Genomic DNA, 19530 nt, shown 5'->3' with positions numbered 1-19530 from the left:
GCCGGTCTATAGAACGTTTCGAAATTGGCCGCTACTGGTCCGATGACACAGGCGCGCGACTGATATCGCGGCCGCGCCCGATCGATGCGTCCCATGCCCGTCGGCGGCCAGGGCGCAGCAGCGTCGCACCGCATCCCAGAACGCGGCGCGTTGGTATGGAGGCAGGCGTGCGAGTCGCGCCCCCCAGTGCGCGCGCCCGGCAATGGCGGCGGGATCGCGGGCCAAATCCTCTTCCGACGGGTGGGGCGGAGCCCGCGCGGCCGTCTCGGCATCCATGGAAGCCCGTCCCGTGAAACTGCCGTGCGGCATCACCGATCAATGCGTCGGCGGCCCGAGCGGTTCGCGCGGCACCGAACGATCCGCTATAGGCCGCACGAGACCGGCCTCTCCGCCCGCGAGATGTCCCGGTATTCTCCTCGCGCCAGGCGAGGCGATCCGACAGCCAGGACCGAGACGAAGCGTGCGGACCTCTCCCTCATCGAAGGCCGATCCGTGCGGTTGATCGTCGAGAATCTGGCCTGCCGCCGCTCGGGACGCCGCATCTTCTCCGGCCTTTCGTTCGCGCTCGGACCCGGCGAAGGCCTGATGGTCACCGGGCGCAACGGCGCGGGCAAGTCGAGCCTGCTCACGATGCTGTCCGGCCGCCTCAAGCCCGATGCCGGCACCATTCGTGCCGAGGGCATCGGCGAGGCGAACCTGCCGGAATGCCTCCATGTCGTCGGGCACCGGGACGGATTGAAATCGGCGCTGACGGCCGCCGAGAATCTCGAATTCGCCCGCGACCTTCTCGGCAATCCCGCCGCCTCACCGAAGGTCGCCCTGGAGGCGATGGGCCTGCCGCACGTCGCGCGGTTGCCGGTCGGCTATCTCTCGGCGGGGCAGCGGCGCCGGGTGGCGCTGGCGCGCCTCCTCGTCTGCCGCCGCCCCCTCTGGCTGCTCGACGAACCGACCGCTGCCCTGGACCTCGCCTCGCAGGCGGTTCTCGCCGGACTGATGGAACGTCACCGGGCCGAAGGGGGGCTCGTGGTCGCTGCAACACACCAAGCCCTCGGCCTGGAGGATGCCCGCGAGCTGCGCATCGGCCCGGCAGCACCCGAGGCAGCCTCTGAAGCAGCGTCCGAGGCGGAGGATTGGCTGTGATCCGTGCCTTCTCCGCCCTCCTCGCCCGCGATCTGAAATTGGCCGCGCGGGTCGGTGGCTCGGGCGCGCTCTCGCTCGTCTTCTTCCTGATGATCGTGGTGCTGGTGCCCTTCGCGCTGGGGCCCGACATGAACCTGCTGTCGCGGATCGGCCCCGCGATCCTCTGGCTCTCGGCGGTGCTGGCCACCTTGATCGGTCTCGACCGACTGTTTCAGTCGGACGAAGAGGACGGCTCCCTCGACCTGATGACCGGCGCTGCCGTGCCTCTGGAGATGGTGGTGCTGGCCAAGGTCCTGGCCTCCTGGCTCACCACCGGACTGCCCCTGGCGCTCGCTTCGCCGCTGTTCGGCCTGCTGGTGGCCCTCTCCCCGAAAGCCATGGGTGCCACGGCCTTGACGCTGGCCCTGGGCACGCCGGCGCTGGCCTTCATCGGCGCGGTCGGCGCGGCGCTGACCGCCACCATCCGTCGGGGCGGCCTGATCCTGGCCATCATCGTGCTGCCCCTGATGGTCCCGACCCTGATCTTCGGGGTCTCGGCCGCGGAGGCTGCACTGGGCGGCACGGTGCCGTTCACGACCCCGCTGACGGTGCTGGCCGCCCTGAGCCTGATCGCGGCGGTGGTCGGCACCCTGGCCGCCGCCGCGGCTTTGCGCTGGTCGGAATGAATCGGGCGTAAACGCTCAGGAGGCCGCGCCTCGGCGTGCGGGAACTACTTGTCGCAGCCGATGCAGATTCCGGTGTCGATCTTGTCGTCCTTCTTCTCCATGGCGGTCTCGCGATCGGGATTACCCTCGTCGCGCTGCACGCCGCCCGCCCCGGCGGGCGGCATGGTCTGGCCGACGGCAGAGGTGTTCGGCGCGTAGATGGTTGAAGTCGGACCACCTCCGGTTCCGGTCTGCGCCGGCCCTTGGGCGGCGGCGGAGGTGGCGAGAGCCGCGACCAGAACCGCAGCGAACGAGAGACGAGTGATCATCGACAAACTCCCTTGGAGCTCGAACGCACTAGATCCTCGAGGGTTCACGCGGGTCCACCGCTAGAGATCGGCCTCACATCGGTGCGCGCGTACCGCGCTGGCAGGATCAGGCTAGCTAGATAGACCTTCGCCGGACTCAGAGTGCCTCACAAAACTCCCGGTCCCTGACCGTACTCGCTCCGGCGATGACAGCGCGGCGGGAGTCTTGTGAGAAACACTCAGTCCGGCCAGCAGATCGTCGCTTCGCGCAGGCCCATCAGATGGGCCTCGCCGAGTCCGAACGAAGGGGAGGCGTCGAACACTTCACCCGCAACGCTCACCTCGCAGGCCTCGTCCAGAGCGCCACCGGCGCACAGCGCGAGGGCACGTGTGCGGCCCCTCGTCTCCGCGGCCGCAACCCGGATCAGAAGCTTGCCGGCCAAGCGGACATTGCCGGCCGCATCCTCCGGCAACAGGCCGATGCAGGTGATCTCGTCGTCGGTCGCTTGGACGAGGTGGCAATGATCGAGCGTGAAGCGCTCACCGACATGGTGACGGGCCGCCACCGCGAAGGCCGCTGCGTCCGCATGCGCCTCGAATGCGTAAGCCCCGGAGGGAAGCAGGAGGACGCTCGAGACGAGAACGAATCCGATCCGCATGGAGGACCCCACCGAACGATTCTGACCGCACCGATCCTCGCAATTTGTGGGCCGGAATGGCTCCGGGGCCGGCGCGTTCCGGACCTCGGCGGCGTCAGCGGGTCTGTCCAGTCTGGGGAGCGTGGGTATTCTGGTTGTCGGTCGGGCCGGTCCGCGTGAAGGCGAAGACGACGAGCCCTGCAAGGATCATCAGCACGACGGGGAAAGCGAGCATCCAACGGGGCATCTCTGGCATCCATGAGGAAGCATTCGGAGGACCGAAACCCTTGGGCGGCAGAATGGCTCCGCCGGACCGGGGGAGATCGGAACCGAACATATGCGAGGAATGCATGCCCGATCCGACGCGCCAGCGATTGCTTTGTGCACTGCAAACTGAGAAATCAGGGCCATGCCGGATCGCGATGGCGTCGCGGTCCTGCAGCCCTTCTTGGGCGTTTCCTCCCTAGACTTCGGGCCGTCCTTCGGGGCGGCCTTTTTTCTTTTCGGCTGCCGTTCCGTTTCGCTCGCGGCATGGTCCGCGATTGTGGATCGCCCCTCACACCGGTCTCCCGAAACGCGCCGGGCGCATTGACCGAAGCGTAGCCTTGGCCTTAGCTTGACCGTTGACGGTTCCCGTGAGGGATCAAAAGGGAACGCGGTAGAGGGCTTTCGAGCTCGATCCCGCGGCTGCCCCCGCAACTGTGAGCGGAGAGTCCTTCATCACCACGTCACTGGGCGCGCCTCGCCTGGGAAGACGATGGAGGGCGACGACCCGCGAGCCAGGAGACCTGCCGTCAGCCGTGGTCACACGCGAGCCATGCCGGGCGGGGTGTCCCAGCAGGTGTCGAGACGCTGAAGGCCCATGGCCGGCAGTGGACCGGCCTCGGTCGCGGTGACGTGCCACCGTCGTTGCCGAGGCATCGTTTCCATCATGTCCCCCCTTCACCGCCGCTCCTGCGGCCGGCCCTTCCTGTCCGTCTTCGCCGCCCTCCCCCTCACTCTGTCCGGTCCGGTTCGGGCCCAAGCACCGCTGACGCATCTCGATGAGATCGCGGTGCAAGGCGGCGCCGGGATCGGCCTGCTCGCCAATCCACCGGCCGACGCCGTCGGCGCGGACGCCGCCGCAGCCCTGCGGACGCCGAGTCTGACGCAGTCCTCGCCGGTCGGCCTCAACCTGCGCACGCCGTCGCGTTCGGCGAGCCGGCTCGGTCTCACGCCGCTGGAAACGCCCGCAAGTCTCGACATCATCTCGGGCGAGACCATACGTCTGCGCGGTCAGACCAGCGTGCTGGAGGCCGTGTCGCAGAACGGCACTGGCATCACGGCCTTCGGCTCGCCGGGCAATGGACTCGGGTTCTTCACCGCTCGCGGCTTTGCCGGGCAGAATTCGATCCAGACGCTGTTCGACGGCACCCGGCTCTACGTCGGCGCCAACACCGTCACCTTCCCCTTCGATACGTGGAACGTGGAGCGCATCGAGGTGCTGCGCGGGCCAGCCTCCGTTCTCTATGGGGACGGAGCCATCGGCGGCATCGTCAACGTCGTCTCGAAGAAGCCGCTGTTCACGCCGCTCAACGTCGCCCGCTTCGGGCTCGGCGAGGACGGCATCGCCCGCGCGGCGGTCGATTCGACCGGGCCGATCGGCGAAGCCCTGGCTTATCGCCTCAATGTCAGCGGTAACCGTGCCGACGGCTGGATCACGCCGGAGGGCGACTTCCGCAACCTCGCGGTCTCGGGTGCACTGACGCTCCAAGCGAATCCGGATCTCGCCTTCACGCTCAGCCACGATCTCGGCTACCAGGAGCCCACCCGCTACTGGGGCACGCCGCTGGTGAACGGGCGTGTCCCCGACGCCATCCGCTTCAACAACTACAACGTCCGCGATTCCAAGATCGCCTGGACCGACAACTGGACGCAGTTCCGGACGGAGTGGACCCCCTCGGCGGATGTGACGGTGCGCAACACTGCCTACCGTCTTCAAAGCCGCCGGCATTGGCGCGACGTCGAGCAGTACCGCTTCAACCCGGCAACTGGCCTCGTCGACCGCTCCGACTATCTCGAAATCTATCATAGCCAGGAACAGGTCGGGAATCGGTTCGACGCGACGTTCCGCGGTGCCCTTTTCGGGTTCGCCAACACGTTCTCGGCCGGCTTCGACGTGAATCACGTCAGCTTCCGCCACGCCAACAACTTCACTTTCTCCGAAACGCCGACGAGCGTGCCCCTGAACGGCTACGATCCCGGCTTCTTTCCGCCGGAAGGGCGGGCGAGCCCGGGCTACGCCACGCGCACGAACCAGGCTTCGGTCTTCGCCGAGGATCGGCTGTTCCTGACCGACCGGTTGTCGTTCCTCACCGGCGTGCGCTTCGACGCGCCGCGTCTCTACCGGGAAGATCTGCGCAGCGGCGCGACCTTCGAGCGCTCCTTCCGCGCCCTCGGATACCGCTTCGCGCTGCTCTACGAGCCGACGCCGGACACATCGCTCTACGCGCAATACGCCACCGCGACGGATCCGGTGAACAGCCTGATCACCCTCTCGCAATCGCTGGCCGGCTTCGAACTCTCGACCGGTCGCCAGGTCGAGGTCGGCGCCAAGGGCCTCGTCTTCGGCGGCGCCGTCGAGTGGACCCTGGCCGGCTACCGCATCGTCAAGGACAACCTGATCTCGGCGGTTCCGGGCCAGCCGACGGTCTCGACTCAGGTCGGCCAGCAATCCTCTCTCGGCGCGGAGGCCGCGCTCTCCTGGCTCCCCGCCCCCGGCTGGCGCATCGATGCCAACCTGGCCTTGCTGCACGCGCAGTACGACGACTTCACCCAGAATGTCGGCGGGGTTGCCGTCTCCTATGCCGGCAATCAGCCGATCAACGTGCCGGAGCAGGTGGCCAATCTCTGGGTCAACTGGGCCTTCGCCCGCGACTGGGAGGGGCGCGTCGGCCTCCAGCATGTCGGCGAAGTCTTTTCCGACTTCGGCAACACCGCGCGGCGACCGGCCTACACGCTGGTGAATCTCGGCCTCGACCACCAAGTCACCGCCGGCTCCCGCCTGTCGCTGCGGGTCTTCAACCTGTTCGACAAAGTCTACCCGGTCGATGGCAGCGCCGTGAACGGCATCGGTACCGCCTGGGTTCTCGGGCGCCCGCGCTCATTGGAGGTCGCCTACACGATCGCGTGGTGAACCACGCACAGGGCCGCCTGCGCGTGTCGCCACCACGCCGCAGGCCTCACGGGAAACCGCACGGCCGATAGAGGACTTGCCTTGCGGATAGCGGATCCTTCGCCCGCCCTCGGGATGTGCGAAGGCGCCCTTTCTCTCAGGAGCTCGTCGATGCACCGCATCACTCTCGCCGTCACCGTTCTGAGCTGCCTCGGCTCTGGCGCGGCCATCGCGCAGGCTGGCCCCCCGGGCCTCCCCGGAGGGCCGTTCCCACCGGGCACGATTATCCAGCGCCAGACCAACACGACCGGGAATACCGTCGACTATATCATCGCGCCCGGCGCCACGGGCGCCGACACCATCACCACCAACTCGGCGGCCGGCGGCAATGCCGGTCAGCCGGAGCGTGCCGTCCCGCAGGGCAGCGCGGGTGGCGGAAGCGGGGGTGGCAGCTCGCGCTAGAGCATCGTCCCGATAGGTGGTTGCCGGCTTTCGAAAAAAATGATGATGCGAAAACAAGAGCCTCAAGCATCGTCCTGGATCGAGTATCCAGGACGATGCTTTAGGAAATTGGCCCGGCGCCGACGATACCCGGACGCGCCGTGCCGACTCTCACGGCGGATAAGTCTCTGAGAAATAGCTTAATTTCCTCGCGTATTTGAGGCCCGGTGCAACGTCAGCGAACGTCGTAGCGTTGGGCCCGCGGTCGGTCGGCAACCCTGCCGACGCCACGACAGGGAGCGCGACGATGGGCCGAGCGGCAGCAATGGGTATCCTGACGGCGCTGACTCTTTTCAGCCCGTCGCTGGCGGCAACCCGGCTGAAAATGGACGACAAGGCGTCGCTATGGCCGCGCGCCGGAGCAAGCGAGAAGATCGACTTCACCAACCGCGTCGGGAAATCGATGAGCACGCTCTCGCCGGGACTCGACAGCGGCTATTTCATGCGTTGCCTGGAAGAGGTCGCCAACATCGGCGACACCAAGGATCTCACGCTGAGCGACATGGTGCGAACCTGCGTCTCGCTGCAGAGCAGCCGATCCGGCGCCGCCGAGTGAAGCGGTACCTCGATGGACGAGGTCTGCCGGAAGATGCGCGTGTCCGAACCGACGTTTTATCACAGGAAGAATCAGTTCGTCGGCGTAGGCGTCCCGGAGATCCCGCGCCTCAAGCAACTGGAGGATGAGAACGGCAAGCTGAAGCCGCCGGTCGCCGACCGGGCGCTTCTGGTGAATCCCGCCTTCACAGGGTCCGTTGTGAACGCGGTGCCGTCGGCCTGCCCGACGACAGCGGGGGACTGGACGGGCAGCAGATTGGCAATGTGAGTTCCGACCTGCTTCGGCGCGTGGCTCTCTGCCGACAAGTCCGGCCTCACCATTCACCCGACACACCGTCGAACCATGGATTCTACCCGCCTGATCCAGGCGCGGGTACGCCGACAATGTTCAACACGCCTTGGCGTATCAGCGCGCATCGGAGCCGAATCATCTCGGCATCCCGCCTCGATGGGGCGTTAAACCCCCGCGATCCGAGCGACGCAGTGATCGTCTTTCGATTGCGCCCCCACTGAACCCATCAAGCGATGTCCAGGGTGAAATCTCACACCAGGGAAGGGCAAAATGCTTGAGAAAGCTGGTGCCGCAAGAGGGAGGGGAATCCATATCCCCTTAACAACGAAATTACTCAGTAATTTCAACGCTATTTACGGTGCCTAACACGGTGCCTAAATTGGGTGCCTGTCCACGGTGCCTAAGAGCGATTCAATGCGTGTCCCGTTCAAATTCGGTGCGGTCGTCCGGAACAACCGGATTCTCTGGTCTTCGCTGTTCCAGAGCGAGGATGACATGCATGAGCGGATCGATACCTACCTGCGCCGCCAGGGGTTCGAGGGGGAGACGCAACTCGCTCTGTGGAAGGCCGCCAAGAAGGGTGGATTCCATGTCCACCACGGCGAGGCCAGCGTGGAGGTCAGCGTCTGATGACCACCCTCAAGGACCTGAATCTCCCCCCGAAGGCGCTCCGCCTCGCGCGAAAGATCGCCGACGACATCTACAGCGGCACGCCCGAGGAATGTGAGCAGCAACTCATCGAGGATGGGCTGCGGACCCACGCGAAGGAGACCGAGGACCGGTACTGGACCAACGAGATCGAGCGCCTGCGCGACGGTGTGCTCGGGATGGTCGATGCCTACCAGCGCGAGGGGTGGGTCTGATGCCCAAGAGCGTCGGCTACCTCTACCGGAAGGCCGATTCCATCAACTGGTGGATCAAGCTCCAGTACCCTGCCTCGATGGAGCGCCCCATGGTTCGTAAGAGCCTGGGCACGCCCGATCGGCACGAGGCCGAGATCAAGGCCCTGCCGATGATCCAGGCCCACAAGATGGACCTACTGGAGGAGGCCAATCGGCGCGGCCGAAGGTACAAGGTCCAGTCGATTCAGACGAGGCACCCGGTCGGGTTCTCGAAGCTGCCGGACGGCACTGAGGTTTTCGCCGACAACGTGACGGCCAAGTTCCTCAAAGACGGCGTGCTGATCGGGGAGGAGGACAACTTCATCCTGAGTCTGACCCAGCGCTTCGAGCCGAGTGACGCACCGAAGCCGAGGCCGAAACCTGTGGATAACGATCTCGGGCTTCTCGATGAGTACCTACGCTTCAAGGGTCACGATCCGGAGGGCACCTATGCGGCGGAGGCCCGCTCGACCTGGGCGGAGTTCAAGGCGTTCACCGGGGGCAAGCTGATCAAGAATTGCGACCGCACCGACGGCCGTGCCTACGTGGATTTCCTTCGGAACAAGAATCTGAAGACCGCGACCGTGGTGAAGCGGGTCAACTTCCTCGCCGCACCAATCAACCACGCCAACGAGACGGGTGACCTGAAAGGGAATCCGTTCTTCAAGGTGGTCGATCACAAGGACGACAAGCTGGAGCGGTTGTGCTTCGATGCCAACGACATGAAGGTGGCCACCACCCTCATGCTGCCGAAGCTCGGCAAGGATGAGCGGCTGATGTGGCTGATCCTCGCCGCCACCGGCATGCGCCATTCCGAGGTGTTCGCGATTCGTGAGGAGTTCGAGGAAGGCGGGATTCGCTACGTGAAGGTCGGCGCGAAGACCGAATCGAGCAAGCGCCGCGTGCCGCTGCCCGACTGCCTGCTCCCTCACATCCCTGCGAAAATCACCGGTCCGCTGTTCGAGGACCCCAACCTCAAGAACATCTCGAAGAACTTGCTTCGGGCGGTGCGTCGGTTCGTGACCAAGGACGAGCGCAAGGTGGTCTACTCCCTTCGCCACCGCGTCCACACGCGCCTGCGGGAGGTCGGGTGCCCACTCGACATCCAGAAGGAGATTGTCGGTCACGAGAACGGCGACCACGGGAACTACGGCATGTTCTCGATGCGCGTGCTGAAGCGCTGGATCGACGAAATTAGCTACTGAATAGCATCAGGATTTCGCCCGATAGTAGCCTTCCCTTACCGCGCTACCGCGGTGCTGCTCAAAGGCCGCGCGTGGCAGGTGCATCTTGTGAAAAGGCTGAGGGCTACTCGTCTCACTCAGACGGTCTGCCTCGACTTTTCCGTGCGCATAGGGGAGGATACTCGATGTCGAAACGGATGCAGCCATGTGGCTGCGGCCATGGTGCGACAAGTGAATCGAGCCACGTGAATTCCGATCAAGGCGAGCCTTCTGAGGAAGTAAAAGAAGCTTGATTTTAGTATCGCCATGAAAGGAATGCATGTGTCAAGTAAAGTTAAGATCGTTGCGTGCGTTAACTTGAAAGGCGGCGTAGGCAAGACCGCCCTTGCGGTTAATTTTGCAGCATATTGCGGGATCAATAATCTCAAAACGTTGCTGATCGATCTCGATCCGCAGACAAACGCAACATTTTCCTGCATATCGCCCGAGGATTGGCAAAAGCACGCAGCAGAGCACGGAACTGTTGCTGACTTACTTGGTGTCCGGAATCATTCCAGCGCAGAGGGAACAGCAAAGGACCCGGCTACCGTTATAAAAAAAAGATGTATTCAAGAACGTTGATTTAATTCCTTATCACCTCGACCTGTTTACAATTGACCTTGATTTGGGATCCGCCAACGCGAGAGAGACAAAACTACGCAGGGCATTGAAAGACATCGTCGATAACTATGATATAGTTATCTGCGATTGCCCTCCCAACTTAACGGTTCCTACGCAAAATGCGCTGGCGCTCAGTACACATTATGTTGTTCCGGTATCTCCTGACTTCCTATCCAGTCTCGGGATTGCGTTACTCCTTACCCGTGTCGCGAAATTCTCTGAGGAACTGGAGTCGCCCATTAAGCACGTCGGCATAGCCATGTCGCGGGTGGGCCGCCCTTCCTTCTATCGTGCACAGACAATGGAGTCGCTTCGGACTACCTTTGGCAACAAGGTGTTCCAGACGGAGATACGCGAACGATCAGCAGTAAGCGAAGCCACTTCAAAAAATATCTCTGTATTTCAGATGGGCGACAAGGATGCTGTGAACGAGTTCGGGTCTGTCAGTGCTGAGATACTTGCGGGGCTTGGCCTTAAATGAAAACCCATGAACTTGCCACGGCACTCGAAGCTCTCGCCAGCATTCTTCGCTCGGCCTCGAATCAAGAGCTTGATTCACTCAGCATCAACCCAAAGAAAACCAATGTAGATCAATCCAACGCGCTCCCGGCTCTGAATATGCTTGTGGCACTTTCTGAGTTCGACAAAAATCAATGGATCACTCTGATCAAAGAAAACAGGTTTGATGTTGCTGTGAGCCCGAAAGATTCGTCCAGAAATATTTTGGGCCGTCTACTCAAGTATCTTGAGAGCAATCCCGAGGCTAGAAACGTGCTGACGAGGGCAGCGCAAAAATCTCGCTCAAGCACATCGCCAGAGTTAATGAAGGCATTGCAATTTCTGATGACTGTGAAATGAGCGCCTTTGAAGATGAGTTGGCAGCGAACTTCGCAAAGTTCAGCACCGAGTGGAAGCAACAGGCAAGCGAGAATGTTAAGGCACTGGAGGGCAATAAGTTCTATCTTGAAAGCTACCGTCGTATCAGTGCGCTAAATGGCATCAAGCACGACATTATAATGCCTAATCTGTCGCCAGATAGCGCAAGTTTCTTCTTCGAGGCACACAATGACACGCTTGTCTCCCATGTAAATGCTTCAGTTGGCGCGTGGCGATCCTCCCTCAAAGCCCTGCGAAGCTTTATTGAAAACTGCCTTGCGGCGCTGTATTACAAAGATCATCCAATCGAGCTTGAACTGTGGGGACAAGGAAAATTCCGAATCGGATTCACAGACTTGACGAAGTACTTCCTTGATCACCCGCACTTGCAGGGCGTTCCGGCTGCTTTATCAGGGCTTGAAGCGATCAAAGAGGAATACGCAACTCTATCGCAGGCGGTACATGGGTCCGCCGCAAGCTTTCGCATGACGGATAGCGCAGCGGAAATACTGCTCTGGAAAACGGAAGCAGCAAAGATTGGAATGTGGGCTACGCGGGAGAGAAAAACCATTGAATCGGTCGTTCTCCTAATTGTTACGCTTTATCGCGACAAACTATCTGCAACTCAACTGCCTGCACTTAGACAGGTTTTATACTATGCCATTTCTGAGTCGAAGCGCACTAAATTGAAAAGCGAGCTAAAGATCACGATCAAATAAAACTAAGTATCAATCCGTTACAGGTATTTATAACTTTTGAGCTTCGGTCGGAGTTCAACTTCAGTAGTGAGGTTGCGCACCCCGCCTTCGCCGTCGCGTACATGGCGATGCGAGCTACCGCGACCGAACGGTGACCGGTCTGACGCATTATCCCTCGCTCCTCTATGCTGGCCGTCGCAGCCGAGGTGGTACACCCTGATCGCGTCGAGTGGCCAAAGTAGCTGTCCGGGTCGAGCCCAGCGGCGGCGGCGCGGCGCTGGACGATGAGGGCCACGCCCTGCCCCGAGAAGCGCCCGCCGATCCGCCCGTGCCGGTCCACGCCACGAAACACCGCTCCCCTCTCTGACTCCCGCAGCGGCCAGCCATGCCTCGTAGGCGGCCGGGCAGGTCACCCGACCGGTGCGATTCACGGGAAGCACCGCGCCCTCGCCGCCCTGGTCGGTCTTCGAGCGTCGGATGGTGAGCCGCAGGCCCTCGGTCTGCACCGTAATGTCGGCGGCATCGAGGGCGACGAGTTCCGAGCGGCGCAAGGCGGCGGCCGTGCCGACGAGGAGGAGAGCACGGTCGCGCTGGTCGCCGAGGCTGTCTCCGATCCGGTCGAGAACCTGCCGGAGCCGGGGAATCGTCAGGGCCTCTGCGTGGCGCTCTGGACAGTACGAGATCGTTGGCCCCCGTGCTGGGCGTACCGGTATCGAGCGCACCGTGGTGCGCAACGAACCGCTGCCCCCGACGAAGGCCCCCGGCCAGCGGTTCATCCTGACGGACCCGACCAAGACCAAGTAGCCGTCACACCGATCGCGAGATCGGCCGACAGCAATGGCCCGCATCGGCAACGGTGCGGGCCTTCTCGTTCAGAGACCGATTTCCTGAGCGAGGTTCTCCTCGAACAGGCGGCCCTCACGCACGTAGCGGCGCAGGACGGCGAGCGAGGCGTGTCGGGTCTGCGCGGCGATCTTGAACTCGCCCAGCCCGGCGCGGGCGGCGCTCGTAGCGAATCCGCTCCTCAGGCTGTGACCGCTGAAAGCTGCCGCATCGAGCCCGGCGGCGGTGGCGCGGCGCTGGACGATCAGGGCGACGGCGTTGCCGGACAGCCGCCCACCGAGACGACCGTGGCGATCGACGGCACGGAAGGCCGCCCCCTCCACGATCCCGGCTGCGGCGAGCCACCGTTCGTAGGCGGCGACCGGGCAGGTGAGGCGGCCGGTGCGGCCGACCGCGAGCACGGCCCCGTGCCCCTCGGAATCGGTCTTGCTCTGGCGGATCGTCACCCGCAGTCCCTCGGGCAGCACGGCAACGTCGGTCACGTCGAGAGCGACGAGTTCCGAGCGCCGGAGCGCGGCGGCCGTGCCGACCAGCAGCAGGGCGCGATCGCGACGATCACCGAGACCGTCACCGAGATCAGCCACTACCTGCCGGAGGTGTCCCACGGTTAGGGCCTCGGCACGGCGCTGGGCGGAGCCACGCTCGCGGCGCAGTCCGCGCAGCACGTCGGTGATGGCCGGGTGGCGGGTGTCGAGGCTGTGTCCGGCCTGCCGGTGCCGGGCGGCGATGCTGCTGACCCGCCGCGACAGCGTGGCGACGGACAGGCGCTCGTGCGCGGCGAGGTAGAGCCCGACCACGGCCGGTGGGGCGGGCATCGGGTCGAAGCCCTGGGCACCGCACCAGCGCTCGAATTCTCGCCAGTCGCTCTCGTAGGCTCGGAGCGTGTTCGGTGCGCGCGCCTGCCGGGCAAGCCCGGCCGCCCGCTCGACTACGGCATCAAGGTCGAGGGCGGGGCCAAGAATGCTCGCCGAGGTGGGAACGGGGAGCATGGTCATCGGGCCTCTCCCCGCGCATCCACGATGTCCTCATCATCGAGCCGGAGCGACCAGACCATAGCTCCCTGGTCGTCCGTCAGCCACGCGAGGTTGGTCTCGTCATCGACAAGGAAGTCGCCTTCGGCCAACGCCACAGCCATGGCAGCGCTGGCGGTGACCGCCGTGATGGTACGCCCCAGCGTAACGTGATCGGTGATGAGGCCGTTCGGCTCGCGCCAGCCGCGATGCAGGCGATAGGTCCTCATCTCGCTACGTTCCTATTCTCATTGCGGTCGGCTTCACGGCCGCGCCTCCGCAAGCCGTCGCTGGTGCCCGCGCAGACCATCGAGGCAGTCGCCGAGGACGAGGAGCAGCCGGACCGCGCGGGCGGTGTCCGCGCCACGCGCCCGCGGCCGCAGGAGTCGCGCGACCTGCTCGTAGTGCAGCCGGGCCGCCTCGGCGGTGTGGCGGTCGAGCGCGTCCGGCCCGGTCTCGTCCGCTCCCGCCATGATCCGCCCCTGGGCCAGCCGCTGCCCGCCTGGGCTGCGATAAGCGTCATTATCGAAGCTCAGAAATTCTTTCAATCCTTATCTTGACGGATGACTTGACGTAGAGCTTACTACGCTGAGCAATTCGTTATATAGGTAATAAGTCCATGGCCATCAAACCCGTGTTCGACGGCACTGTCGCCGAGTACCTCGAACGGCTGGAGGTTGATCCGTCGCTCGCGATCCTGCCGCTCCAGATGGCCGCCGACCACCAGGGTGTCAGCCGCGCCGCCATCGACCGCAAGGTTCGCCTGGGCCACCTCGACGAGGTCCGCATTGATGGCACGCGCTACGTTCGCGCCTCCAGCGTGATCGCGATCCGGCATGAGTTCGAGCGCAAGGTCGCGGTGGTGCGCGCGTATCTGGAGAAGCTCGCCCGCAGAGGTGAGACGCACGTCTTCTACGAGCCCGTGATGAATCTCGTCGGCCTCTCGCCTCGCGTCCCGGCCGACCGCACCGCCATCGGCGCCATCCTGGGTCGCGTCTCGGAGATCACCTGGGCGCTGACGAAGAAGGACCGCCACCTGCTCTCAGTCCTCGTCCACCGCAAGACGCCCGGCGTCACCCGGCCCGGCCCTGGATTCCTCGCCTTGGCCGAACAGTGGCGGGACAGCGAGGGCCTGCCCGATTGGGAGAGCGAGGACGACCTGATCGAGCGCGAAACGCGGCGCGTCCTGGGCTTCTACGGCCGGTCGGAGGACTGGCCCGAGTAGCTGTAGTCGTGCTCGCGAAGGCAGCGGACCATCTCGACCCAAAAATTTGCCACCGTGGGACAAGATGGCATTGTGGCCCCGGAGATTCGGTGTATATCTCGCCTTGCCCCCCAAGATGGGGCAAAACGGTAACCACCTTACGCCATGATGATCACAATCTCCGCTGAAGACTTCGCCACCCTCAGCGCCCAGACCCAGGCCGAGTTGCTGGCTCAGTTGCAGGGCATTCCTGCTCCCACCGTGCCTCAGAGCGAGAAGGCATACGCCCCCTCGCTCCCCTCCGACATCGATCCCGCCCTCGCCAAGATGTTCGATTGGGAGGACCGGGCCGACCTTACGTTCAAGCAGATTCAGACGTGGATGCTTGCGGCATCTGACAAGACGAAGCTCGGCCTGAAGGTCTTCGCCGAGCACGGCCCCATCATCGATGTCTCGCTCTTGCACGAGGTGGGCATCGAGAATCCCTCGCACTTCCAGTCCCGGACGACGATGCGAACCCGAACCGTGACCGGCGACACCAGCGCCTTCATGCTCGCCTGGAGCGACTGGAGCGTTGGCGATTGCCGCTACGCCGTCACCCCCATCACGCATCAGTCGCTGCGCCGGTACTTCAACCTCGACTGACCTACATCCTTGAACCTGAGCGCGGCCGGGCGACCAGCCGCGCTCCCACGAGAATTCCTGCTCTGACCCGCACTCCTTCAGAGGCTGTCATGATCGCGAGTCCCCTCAGCACCCACGCCCAGGAACGCCTCCAGCAGCGCGCGATTCCGCCCCTGGTGATCGAGTTGCTGGAGGCGTTCGGCTCACCGATCCGGGCGGGCGGCGCCGAGCGCCTGATCTTCGACAAGGCTGCGCGCCGACGCCTGACCCGGCATCTCGGCGGCCCACGTAGCCTGCGCATGGTCGAGCCCTGGCTCAACGTTTACGCGGTCGTCTCCGATGACGGATGCCTCGTCACCGCCGCGCAGCAGCGGCGGCACCATCGTCGATAGGAATCAGCCGACCCTACCCGGCCGATGCCGTGGAGGCCGCCAAGGCCCGGCTCCTCGCTCACGGCATCCCGCTGCCGCACTGAAGGCAACTCGTCACGGGTCGATAGTTTTTAGATAAAAAGCCGATAAATCGCGGATAACCCCTTGCGCCAAACGGCAGCATGCGGCATAAACTAAGGGCTTATTAGGCCGAGGGTATCCACATGTCAGACAAAGCTATCGCGGTTTTTACCTTCAAGTCTCGTGAGTATATCCTCGCGATCGGGGGCACCAATTCGTGGGCACTCAATCGCCCGCACGCCCGGACCTTTCCCTGGGTCGTGTGCTGCCGAAACGCGAACAACCCGGCAGCGGAAGGGGCCGAACCGCACGGTTCAGCCTTCCTTGTCGGCCGCGTGAAGGACATCATCCCTTCGCCTGAGCCGGGCTGGGAGCACCGCTGGCTCATCCAGATCAGCGAGTACGCTGAGGTCGCGGTCCCTCAGGTCTGGCAGGGATGGCGCAATCCGGTGCGCTACACGACGCTGGAGGACCTCGGAATCGATCCCGACACCCTCACTTTCCAGCCGATGCCCGCGCCTGCCGAGGCCGCCGTCGCGGAGATCGAGGAAATCGAGCAGGCCGAGGACGCCCCGTTCACGCTCACCATCGCGCGGGCCAAGGAAGGGCTCGCCAACGCCTTCGGGGTCACGACCGAGGCGGTCGAGATCACGATCCGGGGCTGAGGAGCGGATGGCGAATCGTCAGACGCTGAAAGACGCGAGATTCTACGTGCTCGGATATATCATTAGGATTAAAACAAGGCAGAACGGCCTCGCTATGTGCGGGGCCGCTGCAAGTGCGAAGTCAACATTCGGATATTCTACATTTTTTGGCATATCTCTCTGCATTGATCAAGGTTCGGATAGCATCGCCGTTCCCCAATGCACCTTGCCATTTGATTTTGCTGATCTCCGGATATACCGGGCATACCAGCCCCTGTTGCCCCACAAGGGGAAGTGCATGAATCAAAGTTTCTGTCACAACGTCTCCAGCACTCATCATTAGCTGCAAGTACTAATGAAGAATTTAGCGCAGTCAGCAATAAAATAGAAAGCAATGTTATCTGTGAGCAAAATTTTAATCGAGTAGTCACAAAAATCTCCATCTAATTAATAGTCGCCGCATCCGGCAGTAACTTTGCATTGCTTGTATGTGTTAAGACATCCAGCACGACAGTTTTCAGGGTTAGGACTATTTCTACAAATTTGGTCCATGCATCCATGAGCTTGTGATTGACATAAACTTGCTGCGGATTGATTGCATGACACTTTGATAAATTTTGAGGTTGACACTTGATCTACTGCAAAAGCGCAAGAAGAACTCATCAAAAATGATAGGATAATTATGAAGTTTCGCACTTTTACCTCGAAAAAGTTTGCAGCGTGGATGTGGTCCCACCAGACTACTTCTGGATCTTTCAAAGTCCAGTGTATTTTTGCAATCCATCGGCGGAAAAACAGCAGGCCCTTTCGGACGCGCAGTTCCGCCGTCTCGGCTCGTATGATCCGAAAACGGATTCCACGAAGGCCGCGCAGTTCCGACGGATTGGACAGGAGAATCTACTCACCACGCTCCTGCTGGGGCGATGACGCGGGTAGCTAAATACCGGATGCGCCTCTGGGAAATCCTCTGCACCGAATCCGACGCCACGGGTCTCATCAAGCCCGTGGCTCCATCGAACTCCCGCCCCGATGCCTACCAGAACGGACCATCGAAGAAGCGCCCGCGCTACCAGGGCGGAGGCAACTCGCGCTGGGAGACACCTCCGGAGCCGCGTGAGGCAACACCCTCAACGCCTAAAACTGCGTGACTGACTGAACGACACGCTCTCATCGCCTACAGGCCGCGTACGAGGGCAGCGTCGTCGCGTTCAGAGCACGCAATGCGCAGGAGCCAGAGGTCGCGAGCGACTCGTGTTTGATCGGCGACATAGCCGTCACGAGTCTGGGAGTTGAGGGCCTCAATGAAGGGAGCGAGGTCTCGCGCGGCAATCACCTTACTAACGTAGAACTTGCACATAGAATATCTCTCTTATTACTATTATAGTATACAGTATATATCTGAATAAGTCATCAATCAAATAATGATCGGCATTGGCTCAAGATAACTCAACGCAGATTCGACGGTTGATTTTCTTCTTGAACCTTTAGGCCGGATCAAGACCTTGAATCCCTGACGCCCATGGCTTTGCATGGTCGCAGCGACGTAGCTCGCAATCGCGTCCGGCGACCACGGCCGCGTTTCGCCGCCCGAGAGCGTAGTCACGAGCGACACCTTCGCCGCGTAGCCGAGGATATCTTCGGCACTCTCGATGAAGTCCTTGTCCTCGCGGAGTCCCTGAAGGTGGACCACCGGAGCAGCGCCCTGGAAGAACGTCCGCACAGTGTCATCGCCGAGCGTGCCCACATGGACTAGGGCGTGCACGGTCGTGACCCATTGCGGCCCCCGTGCCCGCTTCGGCTCGAAGCCTAACGCCCGGTACTGCGCCTGCTTGTTGGTGCCGAGACGGAGGAATTCCTCGGCCTCGAACTGATCGAGTTCGAGGCTTCCGGCCGCCCCGAATCCGCGCCATCCCGCTCGATTGATTCCTGCTGCCCGACGCCGGTAATCGATCGCGTTGCCGAGGGACCGACGCCAAGCCCAGAATTGATCGAAGGCGTCCTCCGGCCTTGGCACGAGCCCGAGGATCAAGGTCGCCATCCGATAATCGTCAGGAGCGGCGTCTGGACAAGCCGCCACCAGCGCGCGCCCGAGCTTGCGTCCCCAGAAGGTCGCACAGGTCGGGCAAGCCGGACGGCGACACCAGTGCGTGACCTCGCACCCGTAGGGACTCGTCAGAACTCTGCCGCAGGATTCGAGCTTCGATCGATGCCGCACTGCTTGTTCGTAGCCGTGCAGACGCTCCGCTCGACCGTTACCCGCCCGATCTTCAACGATCCAATCGTAAGCTTGAAGGATTCTATATTGAGTTTCTTTTCGGTTCATCTCTTTCTCTCAGGATAAGCTATATACATTTATCCTGAGGGACAAACTTGTGTCTATATCAATTTATACTTCCAAATACCCGTCCAGCTTGCTTGAAATGACCATGCGCTGACCATCGTCAGTCAGGCCGATTCTGATTTTGTCTATAAGTTTATTCTTGCTGGTCAATAATCTCAGTTATGGTGAGACCTTTCTCTTGACCTAGTTCGACAGCGGCGCGAACCGATTCGTAGTGCTCGATGAACTGCTCGTACAGTGCCTTACCAGCAATGATTTGCTGTCCAAATGGAAGTTCTTGTATCTGTTTTCGCAGATTCCGAGAAAACTCAGCCCTTCCCGGATTTTCATCGACTTCCCTGATGCCAATCTCATCGTGGACAAGTTCGTCCGTCCAATAGTCGAAAGCCATCATTTTCACCGACGACTCACCGAATGTGCGGCGATACATAATGACTGCCAGCACAAGAATCACCATACTCTGAAATGGGTGGTGGTGCTCAAGTACGTCCTGAGGGTCTTTATCGGCATGCTTCAGGAAGTTCGCAGTTCCCGACATATGTTGCCACCCCTTTTTGCCGAGGGCTGCATCGATCTGCTTCGCAAAATCATCTTCTTGATGATGGGGATATAAATCGTAGAGCACTTTGAAAGCAGAGTAAGCAAGATTGAAGACGACAAGGCTGTCCTTGGCGTCAAAAAATAGGTCGATTGACGCCTCGATTAATCTGCGCGCAGCCTCCTGCTTGTTGATCGAATCTGACATTTCGGGGCCGCTCAGTACGAATTCGGCGGATGGTAGCACACCCCGATGCGGCGTAGAGGCATCTACTACCTCCTGGGTGTGAACCAGAACGAACGCTTCGCCCTACGCAAGCGCTTCGGATGAGATTCCGTTAACC

At 62.0% G+C, this 19530-nt stretch carries 24 protein-coding genes, 1 pseudogene and 1 riboswitch; of the genes and pseudogenes, 17 read left to right on the top strand and 8 right to left on the bottom strand.

From position 1 onward, the window contains the following. Positions 1-492: 492 nt before the first annotated feature. Positions 493-1140 carry a heme ABC exporter ATP-binding protein CcmA gene (gene ccmA, locus E4V01_RS15740; protein WP_135298976.1) on the top strand — a complete coding sequence of 216 codons (648 nt, stop codon included), beginning with the start codon at positions 493-495 and terminating at the stop codon, positions 1138-1140. Further along, positions 1137-1805 (top strand): heme exporter protein CcmB, encoded by a 669-nt coding sequence (ccmB, locus tag E4V01_RS15735; protein ID WP_135298975.1) that lies wholly within the window; start codon positions 1137-1139, stop codon positions 1803-1805. Before ccmA ends, ccmB begins: the two co-directional genes overlap by 4 nt. 44 nt (positions 1806-1849) lie before the next feature. Here the strand turns inward: ccmB and E4V01_RS15730 are convergent, their stop codons facing one another. The 3 genes from E4V01_RS15730 to E4V01_RS26580 all read right to left on the bottom strand — a co-directional run bounded on the left by E4V01_RS15730 (position 1850) and on the right by E4V01_RS26580 (position 2977). Then, positions 1850-2113, bottom strand: a complete 264-nt coding sequence (locus tag E4V01_RS15730; RefSeq protein WP_060770068.1) for a hypothetical protein — start codon at positions 2111-2113, stop codon at positions 1850-1852. Between the two features lie 218 nt (positions 2114-2331). Further along, positions 2332-2751: a hypothetical protein gene (locus tag E4V01_RS15725; protein WP_135298974.1), complete on the bottom strand. Its 420-nt coding sequence runs from the start codon at positions 2749-2751 to the stop codon at positions 2332-2334. Between the two features lie 94 nt (positions 2752-2845). Beyond that, complete coding sequence (locus E4V01_RS26580) at positions 2846-2977, bottom strand: hypothetical protein (RefSeq protein WP_256371262.1); 132 nt, start codon at positions 2975-2977, stop codon at positions 2846-2848. Between the two features lie 363 nt (positions 2978-3340). Next, a riboswitch (cobalamin riboswitch) is annotated at positions 3341-3541 on the top strand. Between the two features lie 120 nt (positions 3542-3661). On the opposite strand from E4V01_RS26580, the gene E4V01_RS15720 reads away from it, so the two are divergent. From E4V01_RS15720 to E4V01_RS15670, 11 genes and pseudogenes are all read left to right on the top strand, one after another. After that, a complete protein-coding gene (locus tag E4V01_RS15720; protein WP_135298973.1) occupies positions 3662-5905 on the top strand; it encodes a TonB-dependent siderophore receptor in 2244 nt (747 codons plus the stop codon). Positions 5906-6055: 150 nt separating this feature from the next. After that, the gene (locus E4V01_RS15715) at positions 6056-6346 is read left to right on the top strand and encodes a hypothetical protein (protein WP_060770065.1); all 291 of its coding nucleotides are present in this window, start codon (positions 6056-6058) and stop codon (positions 6344-6346) included. Positions 6347-6650: 304 nt separating this feature from the next. Continuing rightward, complete coding sequence (locus E4V01_RS15710; RefSeq protein ID WP_245517577.1) at positions 6651-6941, top strand: hypothetical protein; 291 nt, start codon at positions 6651-6653, stop codon at positions 6939-6941. Then, a pseudogene (locus tag E4V01_RS15705) lies at positions 6942-7109 on the top strand (transposase); the annotation flags it as partial. A 537-nt stretch (positions 7110-7646) separates the two neighbouring features. After that, positions 7647-7862, top strand: coding sequence for a hypothetical protein (locus E4V01_RS15700; RefSeq protein WP_135298972.1), 216 nt, complete (start codon positions 7647-7649; stop codon positions 7860-7862). Beyond that, positions 7862-8095, top strand: a complete 234-nt coding sequence (locus E4V01_RS15695) for a hypothetical protein (RefSeq protein WP_135298971.1) — start codon at positions 7862-7864, stop codon at positions 8093-8095. The genes E4V01_RS15700 and E4V01_RS15695 overlap by 1 nt, the downstream gene beginning before the upstream one ends. After that, the gene (locus tag E4V01_RS15690; RefSeq protein ID WP_135298970.1) at positions 8095-9318 is read left to right on the top strand and encodes a tyrosine-type recombinase/integrase; all 1224 of its coding nucleotides are present in this window, start codon (positions 8095-8097) and stop codon (positions 9316-9318) included. The genes E4V01_RS15695 and E4V01_RS15690 overlap by 1 nt, the downstream gene beginning before the upstream one ends. Before the next feature lie 285 nt (positions 9319-9603). Further along, the gene (locus E4V01_RS26575) at positions 9604-9918 is read left to right on the top strand and encodes a ParA family protein (protein ID WP_256371261.1); all 315 of its coding nucleotides are present in this window, start codon (positions 9604-9606) and stop codon (positions 9916-9918) included. 4 nt (positions 9919-9922) lie between these two features. Beyond that, a complete protein-coding gene (locus E4V01_RS26570) occupies positions 9923-10438 on the top strand; it encodes a ParA family protein (protein WP_135298969.1) in 516 nt (171 codons plus the stop codon). Continuing rightward, positions 10435-10815: a hypothetical protein gene (locus tag E4V01_RS15675; protein WP_135298968.1), complete on the top strand. Its 381-nt coding sequence runs from the start codon at positions 10435-10437 to the stop codon at positions 10813-10815. Before E4V01_RS26570 ends, E4V01_RS15675 begins: the two co-directional genes overlap by 4 nt. Then, on the top strand, positions 10812-11552 hold the full coding sequence (locus E4V01_RS15670; RefSeq protein ID WP_135298967.1) for a hypothetical protein: 741 nt from the start codon (positions 10812-10814) through the stop codon (positions 11550-11552). Before E4V01_RS15675 ends, E4V01_RS15670 begins: the two co-directional genes overlap by 4 nt. A gap of 851 nt (positions 11553-12403) precedes the next feature. Here the strand turns inward: E4V01_RS15670 and E4V01_RS15660 are convergent. Genes E4V01_RS15660 through E4V01_RS15650 form a run of 3 tightly spaced genes read right to left on the bottom strand, consistent with a single transcriptional unit; the run spans position 12404 to position 13857 of the window. Next, the gene (locus E4V01_RS15660; protein ID WP_135298965.1) at positions 12404-13369 is read right to left on the bottom strand and encodes a site-specific integrase; all 966 of its coding nucleotides are present in this window, start codon (positions 13367-13369) and stop codon (positions 12404-12406) included. Beyond that, positions 13366-13614: a hypothetical protein gene (locus tag E4V01_RS15655; protein ID WP_135298964.1), complete on the bottom strand. Its 249-nt coding sequence runs from the start codon at positions 13612-13614 to the stop codon at positions 13366-13368. The genes E4V01_RS15660 and E4V01_RS15655 overlap by 4 nt, the downstream gene beginning before the upstream one ends. A 33-nt stretch (positions 13615-13647) precedes the next feature. Next, entirely contained in the window at positions 13648-13857 is a 210-nt protein-coding gene (locus tag E4V01_RS15650; protein ID WP_135298963.1) for a hypothetical protein, read from the bottom strand. A 146-nt stretch (positions 13858-14003) separates the two neighbouring features. Between E4V01_RS15650 and E4V01_RS15645 the strand changes: the two genes are divergently transcribed. The 4 genes from E4V01_RS15645 to E4V01_RS15630 all read left to right on the top strand — a co-directional run bounded on the left by E4V01_RS15645 (position 14004) and on the right by E4V01_RS15630 (position 16329). After that, the gene (locus E4V01_RS15645; RefSeq protein ID WP_135298962.1) at positions 14004-14609 is read left to right on the top strand and encodes a hypothetical protein; all 606 of its coding nucleotides are present in this window, start codon (positions 14004-14006) and stop codon (positions 14607-14609) included. A gap of 144 nt (positions 14610-14753) precedes the next feature. Beyond that, positions 14754-15233, top strand: coding sequence for a hypothetical protein (locus E4V01_RS15640; protein ID WP_153227048.1), 480 nt, complete (start codon positions 14754-14756; stop codon positions 15231-15233). A gap of 89 nt (positions 15234-15322) precedes the next feature. Continuing rightward, positions 15323-15604 (top strand): hypothetical protein, encoded by a 282-nt coding sequence (locus tag E4V01_RS15635; protein WP_135298960.1) that lies wholly within the window; start codon positions 15323-15325, stop codon positions 15602-15604. A gap of 203 nt (positions 15605-15807) precedes the next feature. Further along, on the top strand, positions 15808-16329 hold the full coding sequence (locus E4V01_RS15630) for a hypothetical protein (RefSeq protein WP_135298959.1): 522 nt from the start codon (positions 15808-15810) through the stop codon (positions 16327-16329). Positions 16330-17722: 1393 nt separating this feature from the next. Here E4V01_RS15630 and E4V01_RS15620 read toward each other — a convergent pair. Further along, the gene (locus tag E4V01_RS15620) at positions 17723-18346 is read right to left on the bottom strand and encodes a hypothetical protein (RefSeq protein ID WP_135298957.1); all 624 of its coding nucleotides are present in this window, start codon (positions 18344-18346) and stop codon (positions 17723-17725) included. A gap of 436 nt (positions 18347-18782) precedes the next feature. After that, positions 18783-19394 (bottom strand): hypothetical protein, encoded by a 612-nt coding sequence (locus E4V01_RS15615; RefSeq protein ID WP_135298956.1) that lies wholly within the window; start codon positions 19392-19394, stop codon positions 18783-18785. Positions 19395-19530 lie beyond the last annotated feature (136 nt).

The organism is Methylorubrum sp. Q1 (genome assembly GCF_004683995.1).
Classification (GTDB): domain Bacteria; phylum Pseudomonadota; class Alphaproteobacteria; order Rhizobiales; family Beijerinckiaceae; genus Methylobacterium.
This window is presented reverse-complemented; position numbering and strand designations above follow the sequence as displayed.

Excerpts from the sequence above, each read along its gene's own strand:
- E4V01_RS26580 (WP_256371262.1), bottom strand. The coding sequence starts at position 2,977 with ATGCCCCGTTGGATGCTCGCTTTCCCCGTCGTGCTGATGATCCTTGCA.
- E4V01_RS15655 (WP_135298964.1), bottom strand. The coding sequence starts at position 13,614 with ATGAGGACCTATCGCCTGCATCGCGGCTGGCGCGAGCCGAACGGCCTC.
- E4V01_RS15640 (WP_153227048.1), top strand. The coding sequence starts at position 14,754 with ATGATGATCACAATCTCCGCTGAAGACTTCGCCACCCTCAGCGCCCAG.
- E4V01_RS15715 (WP_060770065.1), top strand. The coding sequence starts at position 6,056 with ATGCACCGCATCACTCTCGCCGTCACCGTTCTGAGCTGCCTCGGCTCT.
- E4V01_RS15700 (WP_135298972.1), top strand. The coding sequence starts at position 7,647 with ATGCGTGTCCCGTTCAAATTCGGTGCGGTCGTCCGGAACAACCGGATT.
- E4V01_RS15710 (WP_245517577.1), top strand. The coding sequence starts at position 6,651 with ATGGGTATCCTGACGGCGCTGACTCTTTTCAGCCCGTCGCTGGCGGCA.
- E4V01_RS15615 (WP_135298956.1), bottom strand. The coding sequence starts at position 19,394 with ATGTCAGATTCGATCAACAAGCAGGAGGCTGCGCGCAGATTAATCGAG.
- E4V01_RS15725 (WP_135298974.1), bottom strand. The coding sequence starts at position 2,751 with ATGCGGATCGGATTCGTTCTCGTCTCGAGCGTCCTCCTGCTTCCCTCC.
- E4V01_RS15660 (WP_135298965.1), bottom strand. The coding sequence starts at position 13,369 with ATGACCATGCTCCCCGTTCCCACCTCGGCGAGCATTCTTGGCCCCGCC.
- E4V01_RS15645 (WP_135298962.1), top strand. The coding sequence starts at position 14,004 with ATGGCCATCAAACCCGTGTTCGACGGCACTGTCGCCGAGTACCTCGAA.
- E4V01_RS15730 (WP_060770068.1), bottom strand. The coding sequence starts at position 2,113 with ATGATCACTCGTCTCTCGTTCGCTGCGGTTCTGGTCGCGGCTCTCGCC.
- E4V01_RS15620 (WP_135298957.1), bottom strand. The coding sequence starts at position 18,346 with ATGGCGACCTTGATCCTCGGGCTCGTGCCAAGGCCGGAGGACGCCTTC.
- E4V01_RS15675 (WP_135298968.1), top strand. The coding sequence starts at position 10,435 with ATGAAAACCCATGAACTTGCCACGGCACTCGAAGCTCTCGCCAGCATT.
- E4V01_RS15690 (WP_135298970.1), top strand. The coding sequence starts at position 8,095 with ATGCCCAAGAGCGTCGGCTACCTCTACCGGAAGGCCGATTCCATCAAC.
- E4V01_RS15635 (WP_135298960.1), top strand. The coding sequence starts at position 15,323 with ATGATCGCGAGTCCCCTCAGCACCCACGCCCAGGAACGCCTCCAGCAG.
- E4V01_RS15695 (WP_135298971.1), top strand. The coding sequence starts at position 7,862 with ATGACCACCCTCAAGGACCTGAATCTCCCCCCGAAGGCGCTCCGCCTC.
- E4V01_RS15650 (WP_135298963.1), bottom strand. The coding sequence starts at position 13,857 with ATGGCGGGAGCGGACGAGACCGGGCCGGACGCGCTCGACCGCCACACC.
- E4V01_RS26575 (WP_256371261.1), top strand. The coding sequence starts at position 9,604 with ATGAAAGGAATGCATGTGTCAAGTAAAGTTAAGATCGTTGCGTGCGTT.
- E4V01_RS15630 (WP_135298959.1), top strand. The coding sequence starts at position 15,808 with ATGTCAGACAAAGCTATCGCGGTTTTTACCTTCAAGTCTCGTGAGTAT.
- E4V01_RS15670 (WP_135298967.1), top strand. The coding sequence starts at position 10,812 with ATGAGCGCCTTTGAAGATGAGTTGGCAGCGAACTTCGCAAAGTTCAGC.
- E4V01_RS15720 (WP_135298973.1), top strand. The coding sequence starts at position 3,662 with ATGTCCCCCCTTCACCGCCGCTCCTGCGGCCGGCCCTTCCTGTCCGTC.